The organism is Actinoallomurus iriomotensis (assembly GCF_030269445.1).
GTDB classification, from domain to species: Bacteria; Actinomycetota; Actinomycetes; order Streptosporangiales; family Streptosporangiaceae; genus Actinoallomurus; species Actinoallomurus iriomotensis.
On the sequence record NZ_BSTJ01000002.1, the window covers coordinates 86,008 to 105,080 of the forward strand.

Genomic DNA, 19,073 nt, shown 5'->3' on the forward strand with positions numbered 1-19,073 from the left:
TCAAATCCTGAAGACGCCGAAGCCGCCCGCCTGCGCGGCAGGCTCGGCGGCGCTGTTGATCGCGGACAGGCACAGTCCGAGGACGGTACGGGTGTCGCGCGGGTCGATCACGCCGTCGTCGTACAGCCGTCCGGACAGGAAGAACGGCAGCGACTCCGACTCGATCTGTGCCTCGACCATCGCGCGCATCTGCGCGTCGGCCTCCTCGTCGAAGTTCTGGCCGCGCGCCTGCGCGGCCTGCCGGCCGACGATGGACAGCACGCCGGCGAGCTGCGCCGGGCCCATGACCGCCGACTTGGCGCTCGGCCAGGTGAACAGGAAGCGCGGGTCGTACGCCCGGCCGCACATGCCGTAGTTGCCCGCGCCGTACGAGGCGCCCATGACGACGGTCAGGTGCGGCACCCGGCTGTTGGACACCGCGTTGATCATCGTGGCGCCGTGCTTGATGATGCCGCTCTGCTCGTACTCCCGGCCGACCATGTAGCCGGTGGTGTTCTGCAGGAAGAGCAGCGGGGTGCCGGTCTGGTTCGCGAGCTGGATGAACTGCGCGGCCTTCTGCGACTCCGGCCCGAACAGCACGCCGCGCGCGTTGGCGAGCACGCCGATCGGATAGCCGTGCAGGGTGGCCCAGCCGGTGACGAGGCTGGTGCCGTACAGCGGCTTGAACTCGTCGAAGTCCGACCCGTCGGCGATCCGGGCGATCACCTCGCGTGGGTCGAAGGGGATCTTCAAATCCTCCGGGACGATGCCGAGCAGCTCTTCCTCGTCGTACCGCGGTGGCCGTACGGGCAGCGGCGCGCGGCCGCGCTTGCGCCAGTTGAGCCGGGCGACGATCCGGCGGCCGATCCGCAGCGCGTCGTACTCGTCGGCCGCCATGTGGTCGGCCAGGCCGCTGGTGCGGGCGTGCATCTCGGCGCCGCCGAGCTCCTCGTCGCCGGACTCCTCGCCGGTGGCCATCTTCACCAGCGGCGGGCCGCCGAGGAAGACCTTGGCGCGGTCCTTGACCATGACGACGTGGTCGCTCATCCCGGGCAGGTACGCGCCGCCGGCGGTCGAGTTGCCGAAGACCAGCGCGATCGTCGGGATTCCGGCGGCGGACAGCCGGGTGAGGTCGCGGAAGATCCGGCCGCCGGGGATGAAGATCTCCTTCTGCGTGGGCAGGTCGGCGCCGCCGGACTCGACCAGGTTGATCAGCGGGAGGCGGTTCTCCAGCGCGATGTCGGCGGCGCGGAACGTCTTGGCGACCGTCCAGGGGTTGCTGGATCCGCCGCGTACGGTCGGGTCGCTCGCGACGATCACGCACTCGACGCCCTCGACCACGCCGATGCCGCTGACCAGGCTCGCGCCGACGGAGAAGTCGCTGCCCCAGGCGGCGAGCGGGGACAGCTCCAGGAAGGGCGAGTCGGGATCGATGAGCAGCTCGACGCGCTCGCGGGCGAGAAGCTTCCCGCGGGCGCGGTGCCGATCGACGTACTTGGGCCCGCCCCCGGCCACGGCCTTGGCGTGCTCGGCCTCGAGCTCGGCGACCTTGGCCAGCATCGCCGCCCGCCGCTCGGCGTAGGCGTCGCCCCCGGGGTCGAGCGCGCTGGTGAGAACCGTCATTCCTCGTCCTTCGTCGGCACGGGCCTCCGGCGTGGGCCCGTGATCGAGTATGGCCAAGCGCCGTGCGCCGGAAAAGATCGCGCACCGATGAAACGAATCTCATTCGGGATCGAGCCGGCCGCGCGAGGGCGGCCCGCCCGGCGCCGCGTCAACTTTGGTTGACATGCGCCAACCGTCAACCTATGTTGACACCATGAGCGATGGAGTCCAGCTCGCCCAGGAGGCGAGCAGCCGTGACCCGGCGGTCGGGCTGCGGGCGGTCCGCGCGTTGCGCGAGCTCGCCGAGCGGCTGGAGGCGCTGCAGGTCGGCAACGCGCGCGAGCAGGGATGGTCCTGGCAGGAGATCGCGGTCTGCCTCGGCGTCAGCCGGCAGGCGGTGCACAAGAAACACGGCGGCGGCCGGCGGATTCTCGGTAAGGAGCGGTAGGGATGTTCGAACGGTTCACCAAGGAGGCCCGCGCGGTCGTGGTGCGGGCACAGGAGGAGGCCCGGCGGCTGCGCGCGCCGTTCATCGACACCGAGCACCTCCTGCTGGCGATGCTGGACGCCGGCGCCGGACCGGCCGCCCGGGCGCTGCGCGACCGGGGCGCCGACCCGGACGAGCTCCGGCGGCGGATCGCCGGCATCGCCGGCCCGTCACGGGACGACCTCGACCCGGACGCCCTGGCGACGCTGGGGATCGACCTCGACGAGGTCCGCCGGGTCACCGAGGCGACCTTCGGCCCGGGCGCGCTCGACGCACGGCGCCGCAAACCGTACCGGGCGGGTCACATTCCGTTCGGCAGGCGGGCGAAGAAGGTCCTCGAGCTCTCGCTGCGCGAGGCCCTGCGCCTCGGCCACAACCACCTCGGCACGGGCCACCTGCTGCTCGGCCTCATCCGCGAGGGCGAGGGCCTGGCCGCCCGTGTGCTCGTGGAGTCCGGCGTCGAGCTCACCGCCCTGCGCGACGACGTCATCCGCCTCATCTCCTCCGAGGCGGCCTGACCCTCCGAGTTGCCACGCCGGTCACCGGCGGCGCGTCCGGTCCTGGCAGACTGCCGTCCGATGCGGGCGATCCACGACCATGACGAGCTGACCGCGCTGTGCGCGGGCGACACGCTGTGTCTCTGGGCGGCCCAGGACCTCGACGGGCGCGGGCGCGCCTGGGCGAGCGACGACGGGCGTGCGGTCGCCGTCGCCGGTCACGACATCTCCCGCCGGGACCGGATCGCCGTCCACGGGCGGGCCGACGCCGCGGTTCCCCTGGTCGAGCAGGTCCTGGCCGAGGTGGGACCGACCTACCGGCCGCTCGGGGACCCCGGCCTCATCGGCGCGGTCGTCGCCGGGGTGCCCGTGCTCGCCCCGACCAGGGCGTTCGGCTGGATGGAGACCACGGAGGCGCCTGCGGCGGCCGGCGGGGCCCGATGGCTCACCCGGCCGGAGCTGCCCGAGGCCGCGGCGCTCCTCGACATGGCCTTCCCGACGTCGGACGCCCGGCCCGGGAGCCGCGCCGACGAACGCTGGGCGGGTCTCCGCGACGACGCGGGACGGCTCGTGGCGCTGGCCGCGCTCGTCTGGCCGGCGCCGTCCGTCGGGCTGATCGCCGGAGTCGCGGTGCACCCCGACGCCCGTGGGCTGGGACTCGGCCGTACGGTCTGCGCGTTCGTCGCCGCGGAGGCCGTGGCCCGGCACGGCACCGCGGCCCTGATGGTGGACGAGTGGAACCGGGCCGCCGTACGGCTCTACCAGGGGCTGGGCATGCGGTACCGGCCGCTGCTCGCCGCGCACGTCCAGGAGGCCACGGCGCGGAGGTGACCGCTCGCGCCGATGGGCGAACCGCCCCACGGGCAGGCCGGTGGTGGCGCGCGGGAACCAGGCGACCTTGACGCCGGGTGGGCCGGCGAGCTCCCGGCGATCGGCGTCATCCGGGGTACGACGTCGACGTCGATTTCCGGACCCTCGGGCCCGGCCGGCCGATAGGCGCGCACGCTGTGGTTTCGCAGCACGGGGCGGACGTTCTTGGAGACCGTCGGGAACCTCAGGTAGGAAACCGTGTCGAGTTTCTTGGGAGCCTTGCCGAGCGACCCGCCGCCCACCGGCGTCCGCGGAATGGCCGCAGAACCGTTTCGGCCAGACGGGAAAAGCGGCGGATAGGTCACACCCGCCCTCGGAGAACCCACTTGACCTGTTTGCCCCGATAAGATGCCGCCACGACTTTTATTAAGAAGGTCGAGGGGGGTCGCCATTCACGGCGAGGAGCGGGGAGGGTGAGCGTGACCGGCCACGAGCCTGACGACGATCCGAACGCGGACCCACCGCCGGAGGACCCCTGGGCGTTCCCTCCCCCGCCGCCCGTCGGCTGGGGTCACGGCAACGCCGCTCCGCCCGCCGCTCTCCCACCCTGGGCCGCGCCGCCCGTCCCACCGCACCCGCCTGCCTCACCGCCGCCCGCCGAGAACGCGCACGGCGAGGCGGCCACCGACGAGACGGCGTTCGCCGGCGATACCGACCCGTGGCGGATCCCGCCGCAGCCCCCCTGGAACCCGGCGCACGAGCCTCCGCCGACCCAGCGCACCGTGACCGACGTCCCGGCGCCGGAGCCCGCTCCGGGTGACCGGGCGGCGGCGTACCAGCCTCCCCCGGTGCCGGACCAGACCGTCCCGCCGCCGGCGGAACCGCCCGCCACGGTCTTCGACCTGCCTCCGTCGGCGACCAGCCGCTCGACGCCGCGCCCGCCCGACCCCCGGATGCCCGGCGGCGGCCACGGCGGTCCGGGCTACGACCGGCCCCAGCCGTGGCAGCCGGCCGGCCCGCCGACGATGTACGACGAGCCGTGGCGGCGGGACACGCCCCAACGCGCCCGCCGGACCATCCGCCTGAAGCCGATCCTGCTCGCGGTGGCCGGCCTGGTCGTCGTCGCGCTGATCGCCGGTGGAGTGGTGTTCCTGACCGGGCGCGGGCCGCTGCACCACACGACGACCGGGCCCGCGGCACAGCTCGCCGGGGCGACGTTCGCGCCGGACCCGGCCGCCAAGGCCGACGGTCACGACCAGGAGCTGCTCGGGGTGGCGTCGGCCGGCTCCATCGTCGTCGCGGTCGGCGGTGAGACCGAGACCGCCGACTACCGCGGAGAGTTCCTGGTCTCCAGCGACGGCGGGCGTTCCTTCCGCCTCGCCGACGTCCGTACGCCCGACGGCGCCGAGCCCGGATACGGCGACACGCCGCGGGTGATCGCCGGTTCGGCCGGCGCGTGGGTCGCGCTGGGCGGCTCGCACGCCGGAACGGCGGTGTGGACGAGCCGCGACGGCCGGACCTGGATCCGCCAGCCCGACTCGACCGGCGCGGTCTTCGGCCGGGACAAGATCACCCGGGTCGCCCGCACCGCGAACGGCTTCGTCGCGGTCGGCGACACCTCCCAGAAGGGCGACTACAGCGACGCCGTCCCGGTCGTGTGGCTGTCCTCCGACGGCCGGCAGTGGCAGCGGCTGGGCAACGACCAGCTGAAGATGTCGCTGCCGGGCGGTCCGCTCTCGCTGATCGACGTCGCCGCGCACGGCGACCTCGTCCTCGCGTACGGCTGGTCGACCGACGGCAAGGGGCAGATCGTCAAGGACGGCGTGTGGCGCTCGGCCGACGGCGGCCGCACGTGGGCCGCGGCCGACGTGCCGCACCCGAAGGGCACCGCGGGCCCGGGCATCGCCGTCGCGGCCACGCCCACCGGGTTCATCGCGGGCCGCAACGCCCACAGCAAGTCCGAGCAGTACGGTGTCATGCTCACGTCGGCGGACGGCCAGAGCTGGCGTAAGGCCGGCGAGATCCACCTGCCCGGGTACGGCGGCCTCCAGCGGCTCGCGTCCTCCGACCGGGGCATGGCCGCCGTCATCGGCGGGGACAAGAAGGTGCTGATCGCCCGCAGCGACGACGGCGGCACCTGGCAGAACGGCGGTGAGGTACCGCTCTCCTCCGGCCGCACGATCGAGGGCGTGGCGGTCACCGCCGGCGCGACGATCGTCGCCGCACGCGAGGACGACGGGCAGGACGCCGACGCCGTCCTCGCCGTACGCGACACGCTGGGCCAGGAGATCCCGGTCGACGTGTCGGCGATCCCGGGCGCGGTCCGGCCGGACCAGACCGTGGCGTACGTCGCGAGCTCGGCGAACCTGCGGGTCGCCGTCGGCGGCACGAACGGCGACGGGGCCGTGTGGACCTCGCCCGACGGTTCCCGGTGGACCCGCGCGAGTGACACGGGCGGCGCCCTGGCGCGGCCCGGCAAGCAGCGGCTCATCAACGCGGCCTCGGGCGCGGCGGGCTGGCTCGCCGTGGGCTACGACGGGGACCGGCCGCTCGCGGTCACCTCGCCGGACGGCACGAGCTGGCGCTCCGCCGCCGGGTTCGACCCGGGCTCGGGCCACGCCGCCACCTACGCGGCCGCCTACGGCAAGGCCGGATACGTGATCGTCGGCGAGTCGGGGTTCTCGGCCGGCACCTGGGTCTCCTCCGACCTCAAGTCCTGGAAACCCGGCAGCGGCGGCGACCTGGAGGGCACCAGGACGGCGAACCGCTGGATGCGGAGCGTCGCCGCCGGACCGTCCGGCTACGTCGCGGTCGGCGGTGTCAGCGACCCGTCGGTCAAGGACGCGCCGCAGGGCCGCCCCGCCGTCTGGACCTCCACCGACGGGCTGAAGTGGACGCTGAAACAGCTCCCGCAGCCGTCCGGCGCCGCGGAGGGATGGTTCGACCGGGTCGCGGTCCACGGCAACGCGCTGGTGGCGACCGGCACGGCCGGCACCGCCTCCGGCCGTACGGCGTTCGCCTTCGTCTCCTCCGACGGCGGCGCGTCGTGGCAGGAGGTCGGGCTGCCGAAGGCGGGACAGGACGGCGCGGACTCCAGCGACCGCAACTCCGCCGCCACCGCCCTGACCGCCACGCCGCACGGTTTCGTCATCGCTGGCGCGGCCGGACGCGCGGGACGTACGGACGTGGTGCTGTGGACCTCGGCAGACGGCCACGCGTGGGCGGCGCAGACGCCGCAGGGAACCGGGCTGTCCGGGCGCGGCGACCAGTGGCTCACCGGGCTGACCTCATCCGGCGCCGACCTTCTCGGCGTCGGGATCAACGCCGATCACCGGGGCGAACAACCGACCCTGTGGCGGCGACCCCTGCCGTGAGCGATACTGCCGGAAGTCCCATCGCCGTGAGCGCCTCCTACCCCCGGGAACGCCCTTCGTGACGCGCCTGGTCCGGACCCTCCTCGCCACGGTCGCGTCGCTGCTCTGCCTCGCGGCCTGTGCCGGTGTGCGCATGACGGCGAGCGGGGACGGTCCGCACCGCGAGCCGCTGGCCGCGCCGAAGGCCGATCCGGCGGTGTTCCCGACACGCGTGATGCCGCTCGGCGACTCGATCACCGACGGGCTGCAGTCGCTGGGCGGTTACCGCAGCGACCTGTGGCAGTACATGAAGGCCGACGGGAGGAAGGTCGACTTCGTCGGCTCGCGGTCGAGCGGCCCGCCGCAGCTCGCCGACCGCGACAACGAGGGCCATCCCGGCTGGCGCATCCACCAGCTGACGACGCACACCCGCGACTGGCTGCTGAAGTACCGGCCCGACGTCGTGCTCCTGCAGATCGGCACCAACGACGTCATCCAGCGCCGCGACCTGCGCGCCGCGCCCGCGCGGCTGGCCGCGCTGGTCGACCTGATCACCACGACGACGCCGACCGCGCAGGTGTACGTCGCGACGATCACGCCGCTGGCCGGCCGGGCGAACGAAGCGCGGGCCCGCGCGTACAACGCCGCGATCCCGGTGATCGTCGCGGCGAGGGCGTCCGCGGGCCGCCACGTCCACCTGGTCGACATGCACGCGGCGCTGGGCAAGGACGACCTGTTCGCCGACGGCATCCATCCGACGAACGGCGGCTACGCGAAGATGGCCGCGCGCTGGTACTCCGCCATCACCGGCGAGCCGATGACCCGGTGGGAGGCGGAGTCGCCGTCGTACGCGACGGTCAGCGACGGCGAACGGCTGGAGACCGCCAACGCCTCCGGCGACGGCAAGGTCGGCTATCTCGCGGCGGCGGGCAGCTTCCTGCAGTTCACCCTGGAGATGCCGCGGACCGGTCGCTACCGCCTCTACGTACGGGCGGGCAACGGCACGGGCGAGCCGTGCGAACAGCGACTGACCGTGAACGGCCGGGAGGACGGGCGACTGCACTACCCGGCGTACGGCTGGGACCGGTGGACCATCACCGCGGCCGACGTCGCCCTGAACGCCGGCCGCGACACACTGCGCCTCACCAGGGCGACCTGCAGCGCCGAGATCGACGCCATCGCCCTCGCCCCGGCCCGCTAGGCCGTGGGCGTCCCTCACCTCGTTTCGGCCGCGCCTCAGGGACATCTTCACCCGCGGGCCGGGCGCTTCACCGCGCTCGCCCGCCTCCTCGCGTCCCTGTGAACGCGACGAGACCATCGCCCGAGGAGACGGAGCGGATGGTACTGCCTCTTCCCAGGTCGGCGAAGGCCGGCTTGTCCTGTCAGTCGGGAAGCACCCATCCGTAGACGTGCCATTGTCGCTCGCGGCGAAGCACGTCCTCGGCGAACCAGGACCTTCCCGCGTCGAGCAGCAACTCGTGTTCACCCATTTTGCTGATCGGCTCGATGTAGAACCCCCGGGTGCCCTCCGGGACACGTAGATGCAGAATGATGTCGCGCTCGTACGCCGGACGGTCGCCCAGATTGGTCGACAGGAAAGCCGGATCTCGCTGAATAGTTCCGGGAAGTTCCTCGATCGGCACCGTGAAAATACCGGGCTTCATCTTGACCGCGCGAAAAACATCGATCGTGTCCGGCACCGGCCGGAGCCGCATCACCTCGCGGATGGCCTGGATCTGAGCTAGTGTCGATTCCCTTATGGTCGGCGCCATGCTCCAGATCTGCTCCAGGCGATCGAAGTAGTCGGCATCTCGCAGGTATCTGTTGATGTAGCGCTCATTCGAGCTGTACGTGTCGATGGCCATGTAGTGCCTACCAGCCATTTTTTCGACGCATTCCCCCCATATTCTGTCACCGTACGATGGGCTGACCGACCGCGAGCCGAAAGGCGCTGACGCGAACGGCTGTGACGATCGCGGGAACTCATCGGCGACCTCGCCGCCCTCCGACGGACCACCCGACGCCCGGGGGCTTCGAAAAAGCTCTCCCAGCCGCTTGAAGAGCCCCTCATCTTCCGACGGGCCGAGGATGAACTCAGGCATTGATGTCCGTTCACGACATCCCGACCATCAGCCTCGTGATCGGGACCCTGCGTCTGACACCTGAGACGAGACGGCCCGGCCGGCTGTGACATGCGGACAAAAAAAAGCGGATGCCTCTCGGCATCATGACTTGTCGGCGGTACGGATCCTCGTCAGCGCCGCCTTCAGCCTGGGGCGCAGCAGGCGCTGGGCCGGGCGTTCGATCAGCACGTGGATCAGGTACGACGCCACGAGCGCGGTCACGATGAGCACGGCGAGCACCTCCCAGCGGCCCATGTGCGGCAGCAGGCGCGGGACGAACGTGCGGGAGACCGTCTGGTGGACCAGGTACAGCGGGTAGGTCAGCAGGCCGAGCAAGGTGAGACCGCGCCAGCGCAGCCACGACAGCCGGTGCGTCGCGACCAGGGCCATGACGGCGAACACCACGGTCACCCCGGCCGGGATGATGTACAGCGAGTGCGGCGCCGCGGTGAAGTCGGGGAAGTTGTACTTGACGTCGTAGTAGCAGCCGAGCGCCCACGAGAGGGCGATCAGCAGCCAGACGATGATGTTCGACCCGTACCGGTAGATGAGGAAGAAGCCCATCCCGGCCACGAAGAACGGCGCGTACCTCCACAGCAGGACGACCTTGAGGAAGTTCTCCCCCGACTCCAGCGCGAAGACGCTGAACATCAGCCAGCCCGTCATGAAGGCCACGCACCGGTTGAACGTGATCCCCCACCAGGTGAACAGCGCGATCAGCACGTAGAAGTGCAGCTCGACGTAGAGGGTCCAGTAGACGACCTCCATGCGCTGGGAGCCGACGCCCTCCTGCAGCATGGTCAGGTTCGGCAGGAACCGCTTGAGCGGGCCGTCGGTGTTCGGGCCGAAGGACACCCACGAGTCGAACGCCAGGTACGCGGCGAGCGACAGCACCACGCCGACCCAGTACGCCGGGAACAGCCGCAGGAAACGCGACACCATGAAGTCTCCCGGCCTGCGGCCCCACGCGCTCAGCAGGATGACGAACCCGCTGATGAGGAAGAACAGCTCGACGCCCAGGAAGCCGTACCGGGTGAACGGCGCCAGCCCGGGGAAGATCCGCCGGGCGTTGCCGCCGGGCCACTCCGGGGCCGGCACGCCGGTGTAGTGGTGCAGCATGACCACCGCCGCGGCGACGAAGCGCAGCACGTCGAGCTCGCGGAGCCGGCCCATCGCGCGACGCTCGGCCTGCGCCGGCGAGGTCTCCTCCGACGGCGTCCGCGTCGGCACCGCCTCCGTCGGCACCGCGTCGGACCGCGTCGTCCCGGCGTCCATCAGATACCCGTGATTCGCACGATGACCTGCTCGTTCCCCTCGGTGAACCCCTCGTAGTCGAACCGCACGCCCGACGCGGACACGAACTCCTCCCACGCCCGGTACTCGTGCTCCCGCCAGCCCGGATAGCCGAAGAACTCGTCGAAGACGATCACCGTGCCCACGCTCAGCCGGGGGCCGAGGTGCGTGAGGACGGTACGGGCCGAGGAGTACAGGTCGGCGTCGACGTGCACGAACGCCACCGGCTCGGGATGCTCGGCGAGGAAGCCCGGAAGCGTGTCCTCGAACAGCCCGGCGACGAGTTCGGCGCCGAGGACCTCCGGCGGCTCGTCGACGGCGAAGTGGCCGGCCGGGAACCCCTCACGCCAGTCTTCCGGCAGCCCCGCGAACGAGTCGAAGCCGAAGACGTTCTTGCCCTCGCGCGCCTCGGCGACGACCGCGAGCGTGCCGCCGGTGTGCACGCCGAACTCCAGCGCCATGCCGTCCTGCCCGGCGGCGAGCGACAGGGCGTACTCCAGCGTCGCGCGCGGGTCCGGCAGGCGCGGCGCGTCGGGCATGATCTCCCGGACGAGCAGTTCGGCCTCGGCCCGCGCCACGTCGTCGGCCGGCAGCGCGGCGAGCGTCGCCTCCTCGCGGGCGCGCCTCCGCTGCTCGGCCTCCAGCGGCGTCGCGGGCGGCGCGAGGAAGTCGACCGCGCCCTCGATGCCGCCCTCGTACGCGGTGCGGCCGCGCTCCAGCACGACGCCGCGCCCGCAGACCCGCTCCAGCGTTCCCATGTCGTGGGAGACGATGACGAGCGTGCGGCCCTCGGCGTGGAACTCCTTGATGCGTTCGAGGCACTTCTTCTGGAACGGCGGGTCGCCGACCGCGAGCACCTCGTCGACGAGGAAGATCTCCGGGTCGGTGTGCACGGCGACGGCGAACCCGAGCCGCATGAACATGCCGGAGGAGTAGAACTTCACCTGCGTGTCGAGGAAGTCCTCGATCTCGGAGAACGCCACGATCTCGTCGTAGCGCGCCTCGGTCTCGGCCTTGGTCATGCCGAGGATGGCGGCGTTGAGGAAGATGTTCTCCCGCCCGGTGAGGTCCGGGTGCAGTCCCGCGCCGACCTCGATCAGGCCGGCCACCCGGCCCCGTACGCGCACCGACCCCGCGTCCGGCTGCATGACACCGGAGATGAGCTTGAGCAGCGTGCTCTTGCCCGAGCCGTTGAGGCCCATGAGGGCCAGCGACTCCCCCTGCGCGACCGTGAGCGACACGTCGTCCAGCGCGGTGAACCGCTCGGACAGGCTCTGCCGACGCACCGCCCGTACGGTGATCTCCTTGATGGAGTGCGCGTGCCGCAGGGTGAAGTGCTTGGACACCCCGTCGACGACGATCGATTCCATCTTCAGAGCTCCTGGGCGAAGCGCCGCTGCAGGCGGGCGAAGACGAGCTGGGCCACGGCCAGCAGCAGCAGCGCGGCGAGCAGGCTCACCAGCCCGCGGACGGTCAGGTGGTAGGGGAAGGCGAGGAGGCCGCCGGGCAGGGCCGGCGCGCCGTTGGGCAGGGTGGCGGCCTGGTCGTTGGTGGGCCACCAGAACGCCCGCTCGAACAGCAGCACCGCGCTCGTCAGCGGGTTGGCCAGGTACACCTGGAGCGGCCAGCCGCCGTGCGCCGCCTCCTGCACGGTCGTCCACGGGTAGATCATCGGGACCGACCAGGGGACGACGATGTTGATGATGTCCACGACCTGCCCGAAGTCGCGGAAGAAGACGTTCACCGCGGCGAACAGCAGGCCGAACGCCATGGCCAGGGCCGCGACGATGGCGAACGCCAGGACGATCGAGCCGGTCGCGACCCACGACGGCGTCCACCCGGCCCAGACGGCGCCGCCCATGAGCACGCCCAGCGCCGGCAGCATGTGCACGCCGGACACCAGCATCGAGGAGACCGGGAACAGCTCACGCGGCAGGTAGACCTTCTTCACGAGCGAGGCGTTGCCGACGACCGACCACGCCGTCGTGATCAGCGTCTCGGTGAAGAAACTGACCAGCACCATCCCGGAGAACAGGAACACCGGGAAGTTCGGGATCGCCTTGCTCATCTTCAGGAAGATGCCGACGACGAAGAAGTAGACCGCGAAGTTGACCGCCGGCCGCACGTAGGACCAGCCGAGCCCGAGCAGCGACCCCTGGTAGCGGCTGCGCAGCTCCCGCCGGACGAGCAGGCGCAGGAGGTAGCGCCGCCGCACGACGTCGTGCAGCCCGCCCCCGCGACCGGGAGCGACCAATGGCGGTACTGTCACGGGGCCTCCTTCGTCAGCCCCGTGACGAACGTGCTGTGCTTCCCGGTTCTCTCGCTCCGCTCGGTCACGTATCCTCCCGGCGGGCGGCCTCGAACGTCTCCCGCCACTGGTCGACGGACGCGAGCTCGGGGATCGCCTCGCGGTAGCGCCGGCTCAGCTCGGGCCACTCGCGCATGAGCCGCGCGTGCAGGGCCATGTTCCGCTGCACGAGCGACCGGAACCGCTTCGGGTCGCGCTGGTACCAGGCCGCCTTCGTGCCGTCGGCCGAGGACACCAGGGCGCTGTCGTACCGCGACAGCAGCCACCACGTCTGGTCGACGTGCGGCACCGCGACCTCGGGGTGCTCGCGTGAGTAGGAGTCGACCGGCCGGAGCTGGCGCGCCGCCCCGGACAGGGCCGTCCGGATCATCGCCCGCCGCCCTTCGGGGGCCACCGGCGCGCGGCCCTTCTTCGGCGGCCTGCGGCGTTTGATCTCGGGGAACTCGTCGACGTCCGGCTCGGCGCGCGCGTCGGTGAAGCCCGCGCGCAGGGCGCGCAGCTCGGCCATCTTCGTCGTCATCGACCGGTGCAGATCCGCGGGGCCGCGCAGCACGTCCTCGACCGCCCTGAGCATCAGTTCGGCCGTGGAGTACTGCATGGCGAGCGCGTGCTTGGTGGCGATGAACAGGCTCTCCTTGAGCATGTTGCCGCCCCGCGCGTACGGGGAGTACATCAGCGCGGTGATGAGGCGGTTCCGCTCGGTGAAGTAGGCCTGCCAGTCGAGCGTGTCGTCCTTGGAGTGCCAGGGCACGTGCCAGACCGCCGCCCCCGGCAGGGAGACGGTGGGGAACCCCGCCTCGCGGGCCCGCACGCCGTACTCGATGTCGTCCCACTTGATGAAGAACGGCAGCGACAGGCCGACCTTGCGGATCACGTCGAGCGGGATCAGGCACATCCACCAGGCGTTGTAGTCGACGTCGACGCGCCGGTGCAGCCACGGCGTCTCGCGCAGCGGGTGGGCGGCCAGGTCGTGGCCGAGGAAGGTGTGCGGGGCCGGCGTCATCCACCAGCGGTAACGGGCGATCGTCTCGCCGAAGACGTGCAGCACCGACCGGTGGAAGATGTCCATCATGTGGCCGCCGACGATCGTCGGCGTACGGGCGAGGTCGGCGAACACTACGGCGCGCAGGACGCCTTCGGGCTCGACCACGACGTCGTCGTCCAGGAGCAGGACGTAGTCGCTGCGGCCGGCGTCGAGGGTCTCGGTCATCGCGCGGGAGAACCCACCGGAGCCGCCGATGTTGCCCTGGTCGATGAGCCGGAGCCGCCCGCCCAGCGCCCGCTCGGCCGCCGCGAAGTCCGGCCGGTCCGCCACCCGCCGGGTGCCCTGGTCGATCACGAAGATCTCGTCGATGACGTCCAGGACGTCGCTCGCCTCGCCGAGCGCGTGGAGCTGGTCGACGCAGTAGTCCGGCCGGTTGAAGGTGGTGATGCCGATGCTGGCGCTGCCGTGCGGCCGGTCGGCGTCGGCGCACCACTCGGCGCGGTCGAGCACGACCTCGCGGTCGCCGGCGGCGACGTCGAACCAGTACCAGCCGCCGTCGATGAACGGCTCCAGCGGCAGTTCCAGCTCACGGTCGACGGCCGTGTCCGCGTCGACCTCGAGCTGGGTGACGCGCTGGGTGAAGCCCTTGCCGGTCGAGCGGTAGACCACCACGATGGCGTCGCCCCGCAGCCGCAGGCGCAGGCGTACCGACTCCACGACGGTCCAGCGGCGCCAGTAGCTCGCCGGGAACGCGTTGAAGTAGGTGCAGAACGAGGCCCGGCCGCCGGGGGCGACGACGACGCCGCGGCGCCCGGCGATCCGCACCTCGCGGGCGCCCGGGCCCGCGGTGGCCGTCCCGCCCCGTCCGCCCCGGCTCTCGACGTACAGCTTCTGCACGTCGAGGTCGCGGTCGGCGGGCAGCACGACCCGCTGCAGAACTCTCATCTGGCCCCCTTGGTGCCGCGGGCCGCGAAGTGCGGGCGCAGGCGGTTGTCGTACATGGTCAGCGCCGACGCGATCGCCATGTGCATGTCGAGGTACTGGTACGTGCCGAGGCGGCCGCCGAACCACACGCCCTTCTCGGAGCGGGCGAGCTCCCGGTAGCGGACGAGCTTGGCCCGGTCGGCGGCGGTGTCGATCGGGTAGTACGGCTCGTCGCCCGCGTCGGCGAACCGGGAGTACTCCCGGACGATCACGGTGCGGTCCGGCGGGTGCTCGCGCTCGGGATGGAAGTGGCGGAACTCGTGGATCCGCGTGTACGGCACGTCCTCGTCGGCGTAGTTCATCACCGGCGTGCCCTGGAAGTCGCCGGTCGCCACGACCTCGGGCGCGAAGTCGAGGGTGCGCCAGCCCAGCCGCCCCTCGGCGTGGTCGAAGTAGCGGTCCAGCGGGCCGGTGTAGACGACCGGGACGTTGCCGGCGGCGTCCAGGTCGAAGAAGTCGGTGCCGAGGCGCACCTCGATGTTCGGGTGATCGGCCATGCGTTCGAGCCAGGAGGTGTAGCCGCCGGTCGGCAGGCCCTCGTACCGGTCGTTGAAGTAGCGGTCGTCGAAGGTGTACCGCACCGGCAGCCGCGTGACGATCTCCGGGGGCAGCTCGCGCGGATCGGTCTGCCACTGCTTGGCCGTGTACCCGCGGATGAACGCCTCGTACAGCGGGCGGCCGACCAGCGAGATCGCCTTCTCCTCCAGGTTGCGCGGGTCGGTGACCTCGGCGGCCTGCGCGGCGACGAGCGCGCGCGCCTCGTCCGGGGACATGACACGGCCGAAGTACGCGCAGATGGTGCCCAGGTTGATCGGCATCGGGTAGACGCGGCCCTTGAAGACCGTGAAGACCCGGTGCCGGTAGCCGGTGAAGGAGGTGAACCGGTTGACGTACTCCCACACGCGCTCGTTCGAGGTGTGGAACAGGTGGGCGCCGTAGCGGTGCACCTCGATGCCGGTCGAGGGTTCGGTCTCGCTGTAGGCGTTGCCGCCGACGTGGTCGCGGCGCTCGACCACGAGCACGCGCAGCCCCAGGTCGCGGGCGCAGCGCTCGGCCACGGTGAGGCCGAACAGGCCGGAGCCCGCGATGACCAGATCAGCGTTCACCGACATCCCCGGGAAGGACGGCCGGCGTCTCGCGCGCCCCTCTCGGGGCCACGAACCGCCGGTACAGCGGACGGCGGATCCACGCCGGCGTCAGCCGGTATCCGCCGCGGACACTCACGTTGCGGACGTACTGGGCGCGGGTGGTGAACCCGCCGCGCAGCAGTTCGCGCTGCAGCCGCAGCTCGGCGCGCAGTAGTGCCATGCCGCCGCGCCGCTCGTACGCCCCGTCGCCCACGCGGTAGTAAACCAGCGGCTCGGGCAGGTTCACGACCGTCGCGCCGGTGGCGATCATACGGGCGAAGAGCCAGTAGTCCTCCATCAGCGGCAGATCGCCGTAGCCGCCCGCCGCGAGCACGGCGCGCCGCCGGTACACCACGGTCGGGTGGTTGAAGGGGTCGTGCAGGCGGGCGTACCTGGCGATGTCGGCGGGCGCGGACACCGGCGTGCGCCGGCCCACGATGTCCTGCCGGTCCGTGCCGAACTCCAGCATGCCCGCGCCGACCAGGTCCGCGCCCTCCTCGATGACCGGAAGCTGGACCGCGAACCGCTGCGGCATCGCGATGTCGTCGGCGTCCATGCGGGCCACGACGTCGTGCCGGCTGGCCGCGAGCCCCTCGTCCAGCGCGACGCCGAGGCCGGCGTTGCGCTCGAGGCGCAGGAACGTCACCTCCACCGGGCTGCCCGCCCGTACCTCCGCCAGGCACGCGTCGAGCTCCGCCGAGACCGGACCGTCCTGCACGAGGACGACCTGCTCGGGGCGGCGGGTCTGCGCGTCCACCGCGCTGCGGAAGGCGTCGCGGACATAGTCCGCGCGGTCCCCCGCGTAGACGGTGAGGAGGAGCGAGAAGGGTTCGGCCATGCATCCATCTCGAAGGGCGATGTTCCTGGTACGGGAAGAGCTGGGGCCAGTTAGGCGGAATGCATCTTATGCTAAGTTTGCGGACTCACTTTCCAGGGTTTTACCGGCATTAAACGGTAATAGTGAGGTAACAGTAGGTATCAGGCTTAAGGACGCCTATGTCGCGTCCGTGGTTGTCACGTACGAGCGGCGTGATCTCCTGGCCCGCGCGCTCGCGGCGATCGACGCGCAGACCCGCCCGCCGGACGTGGTGATCGTCGTCGACAACGCCTCCACCGACGGCACCGCCGAACTGGTGCGCTCCCGTTTTCCCGCGGTCGACCTCCTCGCCCTGCCGTACAACACGGGTGGCGCCGGCGGCTTCGCGGCCGGCATCGCGCGGGCGCTCGACCTCGGCGCGACGGCGCTGTGGCTGATGGACGACGACACCCTCCCCCGGCCGTCGGCGCTGGAGGAGTTGCTGTCCACGTTCGGACAGCACCGGCCCGCGCTCGCCGCCAGCCGCGTGCTGTGGACCGACGGGCGCGACCACCCGATGAACACGCCGCGCTCGCGGCCGTCGGACGTCGCCGGTCACCCGCGCGTCCGCTCGGCCTCGTTCGTGTCGGTCCTGCTCGACGCCGCCGTCGTACGGGAGTGCGGGCCGCCGGTGGCGGACTACTTCCTGTGGAACGACGACTTCGAGTACACGCTGCGGCTGCTGCGCGGGCGGCTCGGCCTGCTGTGCCCGCGCAGCGTCGTGGTGCACCACACGGCCGCGCCGGTGTTCGACGTGAGCACGCGTTTCTTCCACGAGGTGCGCAACAAGGTGTGGCTGTTCACCCGCAGCCGGTGTCTGGGGCCGGGCGAGCGGCTGCTGTACGCCGGGGCGACGCTGCGGCGGTGGGCCCGCGCGTTCGCCCGGTCGTCCGGCCGGGGCCGGCTGGTGCGCGAGCTGGTCCGCGGCCTGTGGGCCGGGGTCCGGTCCGGACCCCGGCCCAACGCCGTGGTGCTTCCGGCGGCTAGCAGGGAACCTGGTCGGCCTTGATCTCGCCGTTGACCTTCGGGATCTCCGGGGTCACCTGAACGCCCGCCGGCGCGACGACCAGGGAGACCGTGCCCGGGGGCACCGTCGGGTCGGGCAGGATCCGCACGCCCGGGACGGCGACGCCCAGCGCGTCCGCCTGGCGCTCCGCGCCGGTGCCGTAGAGGATCTTGGTCTCCTGCTGCACGGGGCCCTTGGCCGCCGTCACCCGGAAGTGGCGGGCTCGCAGGTCCTTGACGACCTGCTTGGAGCCGTTGACGACGTGGACCTTCACCTCCTGGGGTTTGGGCTGCTCGGCCTGCGGCGGCGCCGGGGCGGGCGCGGGCAGCGCGTCGTCCTTGCGGATGGCGTCGAACAGCGGTTTGGCCTCGGCCGTGTTCCACTGCACGCGGTTCGGGTCCCTCGGGTAGACCTGGGTCGGGACGGTGACGAACCGCACGGTGCCCGCGGTCATCCCCCGCAGGCTCGTGGCCAGCTTGCGCATCGCCGACACGTTCAGCTTGTCGTCGGTCGCGATCGACTTGGTCACGGCGTTCAGGAACCGGTACGTCTTGGCCGGGTCGGTGAGCATGCTGGTGCTCGTGGCCTTGTTGACCACCGAGGCCATGAACTTCTGCTGCCGCTGGATGCGCTCCAGGTCCGAGCCGTCGCCCAGGCCGTACCTCGTCCGCACGTAGCCGAGGGCGTCGTTGCCCTTGACGACCTGGCGGCCGGCCTTGAGGTTGAGGTTGGCGCGCGGGTCGTACACCGCGTGCGGCACGCAGATCTCCACCCCGCCGAGGGCGTCGACGACCCGCTTGAAACCGGTGAAGTCGATCTTCACGTAGTGGTCGATGTGGATGTCGGTGGTGGACTCGATCGTCTTCCACGTGCAGGGCGCGCCCGCGTACGCGAAGGCGGAGTTGAGCATGCCGAAGTACGGCGCGACCTTCTGGCCGTTCTTCTTCGTGCAGCCGGGCACCTGGACCATGGAGTCGCGCGGGAAGCTGACGGCGACGGCGTGGTCGCGGTTGGGCGAGATGTGCAGCAGGATCGTCGTGTCGGAGCGCTCGCCGCTGATGTCGGGCGACCAGTAGGCCTTGTTCGCCCCGTCGCGGGAGTCCGAGCCGAGCAGCAGGATGTTCATCGACTTGTTCAGCTTGGCCGGGCGGTTGGCGCCGAGCTGGTCCTCGACGTGCTCCTTGTGGATGTTGCCCTGGAGACGCTCGTACAGGAACACGACGGTCCCGCCGGCGGCGAGCACGACGATCGCGGCGATGGCGGCGACCCACCGCAGGCCGCGGCGGCGCTTACGGCCGGGCGGCGCGGGCTCGGGCTCGGGTTTCGCCTCGTCGGCGTTCTCGGGTTCGTGCGCCCCGGTCTCCTCGGCCTCGTCCGGCTCCGTGGACTCGGCCTTGGGCTCGGTGGACTCGGGCGGGTCCGTCTCGGCCCGTGGGCCCGTTTCCTTGGCCGGGCCGTCGGCGTCGTTGTCCGCCATCACACCTCATCAGTCCGTTCGCAGGCCGTGGCCGTACGAGAAGTTCCGCTCACCCGTTGGACGCAGCACGACCGCGACTCGTTGTCCATAAGTCGGTAAAGCCGCCGATGGCAGACATTAACGGTCTACTGCGCGAAGCGCGGAATCCGGATGCTCAAGGTTTTCCACAGGACACTTCTCAGGCTG

14 protein-coding genes and 1 pseudogene are annotated in these 19,073 nt (G+C 71.5%); 6 read left to right on the forward strand and 9 right to left on the reverse strand.

The genetic code is table 11. The annotated features are described in order from the left end of the window. Positions 1-1,602 carry an acyl-CoA carboxylase subunit beta gene (locus QSK37_RS09230; RefSeq protein WP_285619006.1) on the reverse strand — a complete coding sequence of 534 codons (1,602 nt, stop codon included), beginning with the start codon at positions 1,600-1,602 and terminating at the stop codon, positions 1-3. A gap of 193 nt (positions 1,603-1,795) precedes the next feature. On the opposite strand from QSK37_RS09230, the gene QSK37_RS09235 reads away from it, so the two are divergent. The 5 genes and pseudogenes from QSK37_RS09235 (at position 1,796) to QSK37_RS09260 (ending at position 7,929) form a co-directional block, all read left to right on the forward strand. After that, positions 1,796-2,029, forward strand: a complete 234-nt coding sequence (locus QSK37_RS09235; RefSeq protein WP_285581371.1) for an RNA polymerase subunit sigma-70 — start codon at positions 1,796-1,798, stop codon at positions 2,027-2,029. 2 nt (positions 2,030-2,031) lie between these two features. Beyond that, positions 2,032-2,568 (forward strand): annotated as a pseudogene (locus tag QSK37_RS51645) (Clp protease N-terminal domain-containing protein); the annotation flags it as partial. A 78-nt stretch (positions 2,569-2,646) separates the two neighbouring features. After that, positions 2,647-3,396, forward strand: coding sequence for a GNAT family N-acetyltransferase (locus tag QSK37_RS09250; RefSeq protein ID WP_285619007.1), 750 nt, complete (start codon positions 2,647-2,649; stop codon positions 3,394-3,396). A gap of 452 nt (positions 3,397-3,848) precedes the next feature. Further along, entirely contained in the window at positions 3,849-6,749 is a 2,901-nt protein-coding gene (locus QSK37_RS09255) for a hypothetical protein (RefSeq protein ID WP_285619008.1), read from the forward strand. Positions 6,750-6,807: 58 nt separating this feature from the next. Continuing rightward, positions 6,808-7,929: a GDSL-type esterase/lipase family protein gene (locus tag QSK37_RS09260; protein ID WP_285619009.1), complete on the forward strand. Its 1,122-nt coding sequence runs from the start codon at positions 6,808-6,810 to the stop codon at positions 7,927-7,929. Positions 7,930-8,110: 181 nt separating this feature from the next. Here the strand turns inward: QSK37_RS09260 and QSK37_RS09265 are convergent, their stop codons facing one another. The 7 genes from QSK37_RS09265 to QSK37_RS09295 all read right to left on the reverse strand — a co-directional run bounded on the left by QSK37_RS09265 (position 8,111) and on the right by QSK37_RS09295 (position 16,386). Next, entirely contained in the window at positions 8,111-8,830 is a 720-nt protein-coding gene (locus QSK37_RS09265; RefSeq protein ID WP_285619012.1) for an ADP-ribosyltransferase, read from the reverse strand. A gap of 123 nt (positions 8,831-8,953) precedes the next feature. Beyond that, the gene (locus QSK37_RS09270) at positions 8,954-10,126 is read right to left on the reverse strand and encodes an acyltransferase family protein (protein WP_285619014.1); all 1,173 of its coding nucleotides are present in this window, start codon (positions 10,124-10,126) and stop codon (positions 8,954-8,956) included. Beyond that, the gene (locus QSK37_RS09275) at positions 10,126-11,514 is read right to left on the reverse strand and encodes an ATP-binding cassette domain-containing protein (protein ID WP_285619015.1); all 1,389 of its coding nucleotides are present in this window, start codon (positions 11,512-11,514) and stop codon (positions 10,126-10,128) included. Before QSK37_RS09275 ends, QSK37_RS09270 begins: the two co-directional genes overlap by 1 nt. Positions 11,515-11,516: 2 nt before the next feature. Further along, a complete protein-coding gene (locus tag QSK37_RS09280; protein ID WP_285619016.1) occupies positions 11,517-12,413 on the reverse strand; it encodes an ABC transporter permease in 897 nt (298 codons plus the stop codon). 64 nt (positions 12,414-12,477) lie between these two features. Continuing rightward, positions 12,478-14,382 (reverse strand): glycosyltransferase, encoded by a 1,905-nt coding sequence (locus QSK37_RS09285; RefSeq protein WP_285619018.1) that lies wholly within the window; start codon positions 14,380-14,382, stop codon positions 12,478-12,480. Further along, positions 14,379-15,533, reverse strand: a complete 1,155-nt coding sequence (gene glf / locus QSK37_RS09290; RefSeq protein WP_285619019.1) for a UDP-galactopyranose mutase — start codon at positions 15,531-15,533, stop codon at positions 14,379-14,381. Before glf ends, QSK37_RS09285 begins: the two co-directional genes overlap by 4 nt. Beyond that, on the reverse strand, positions 15,517-16,386 hold the full coding sequence (locus QSK37_RS09295) for a glycosyltransferase (protein WP_285619020.1): 870 nt from the start codon (positions 16,384-16,386) through the stop codon (positions 15,517-15,519). Before QSK37_RS09295 ends, glf begins: the two co-directional genes overlap by 17 nt. Before the next feature lie 169 nt (positions 16,387-16,555). Between QSK37_RS09295 and QSK37_RS09300 the strand changes: the two genes are divergently transcribed. After that, the gene (locus QSK37_RS09300; protein WP_285619022.1) at positions 16,556-17,413 is read left to right on the forward strand and encodes a glycosyltransferase; all 858 of its coding nucleotides are present in this window, start codon (positions 16,556-16,558) and stop codon (positions 17,411-17,413) included. Here QSK37_RS09300 and QSK37_RS09305 read toward each other — a convergent pair. Continuing rightward, on the reverse strand, positions 17,388-18,887 hold the full coding sequence (locus tag QSK37_RS09305; RefSeq protein ID WP_285619023.1) for an LCP family protein: 1,500 nt from the start codon (positions 18,885-18,887) through the stop codon (positions 17,388-17,390). The genes QSK37_RS09300 and QSK37_RS09305 overlap by 26 nt on opposite strands. Positions 18,888-19,073 lie beyond the last annotated feature (186 nt).

Excerpts from the sequence above, each read along its gene's own strand:
- QSK37_RS09230 (WP_285619006.1), bottom strand. The coding sequence starts at position 1,602 with ATGACGGTTCTCACCAGCGCGCTCGACCCCGGGGGCGACGCCTACGCC.
- QSK37_RS09235 (WP_285581371.1), top strand. The coding sequence starts at position 1,796 with ATGAGCGATGGAGTCCAGCTCGCCCAGGAGGCGAGCAGCCGTGACCCG.
- QSK37_RS09250 (WP_285619007.1), top strand. The coding sequence starts at position 2,647 with ATGCGGGCGATCCACGACCATGACGAGCTGACCGCGCTGTGCGCGGGC.
- QSK37_RS09265 (WP_285619012.1), bottom strand. The coding sequence starts at position 8,830 with ATGCCTGAGTTCATCCTCGGCCCGTCGGAAGATGAGGGGCTCTTCAAG.
- QSK37_RS09270 (WP_285619014.1), bottom strand. The coding sequence starts at position 10,126 with ATGGACGCCGGGACGACGCGGTCCGACGCGGTGCCGACGGAGGCGGTG.
- QSK37_RS09275 (WP_285619015.1), bottom strand. The coding sequence starts at position 11,514 with ATGGAATCGATCGTCGTCGACGGGGTGTCCAAGCACTTCACCCTGCGG.
- QSK37_RS09285 (WP_285619018.1), bottom strand. The coding sequence starts at position 14,382 with ATGAGAGTTCTGCAGCGGGTCGTGCTGCCCGCCGACCGCGACCTCGAC.
- glf (WP_285619019.1), bottom strand. The coding sequence starts at position 15,533 with ATGTCGGTGAACGCTGATCTGGTCATCGCGGGCTCCGGCCTGTTCGGC.
- QSK37_RS09295 (WP_285619020.1), bottom strand. The coding sequence starts at position 16,386 with ATGGCCGAACCCTTCTCGCTCCTCCTCACCGTCTACGCGGGGGACCGC.
- QSK37_RS09305 (WP_285619023.1), bottom strand. The coding sequence starts at position 18,887 with ATGGCGGACAACGACGCCGACGGCCCGGCCAAGGAAACGGGCCCACGG.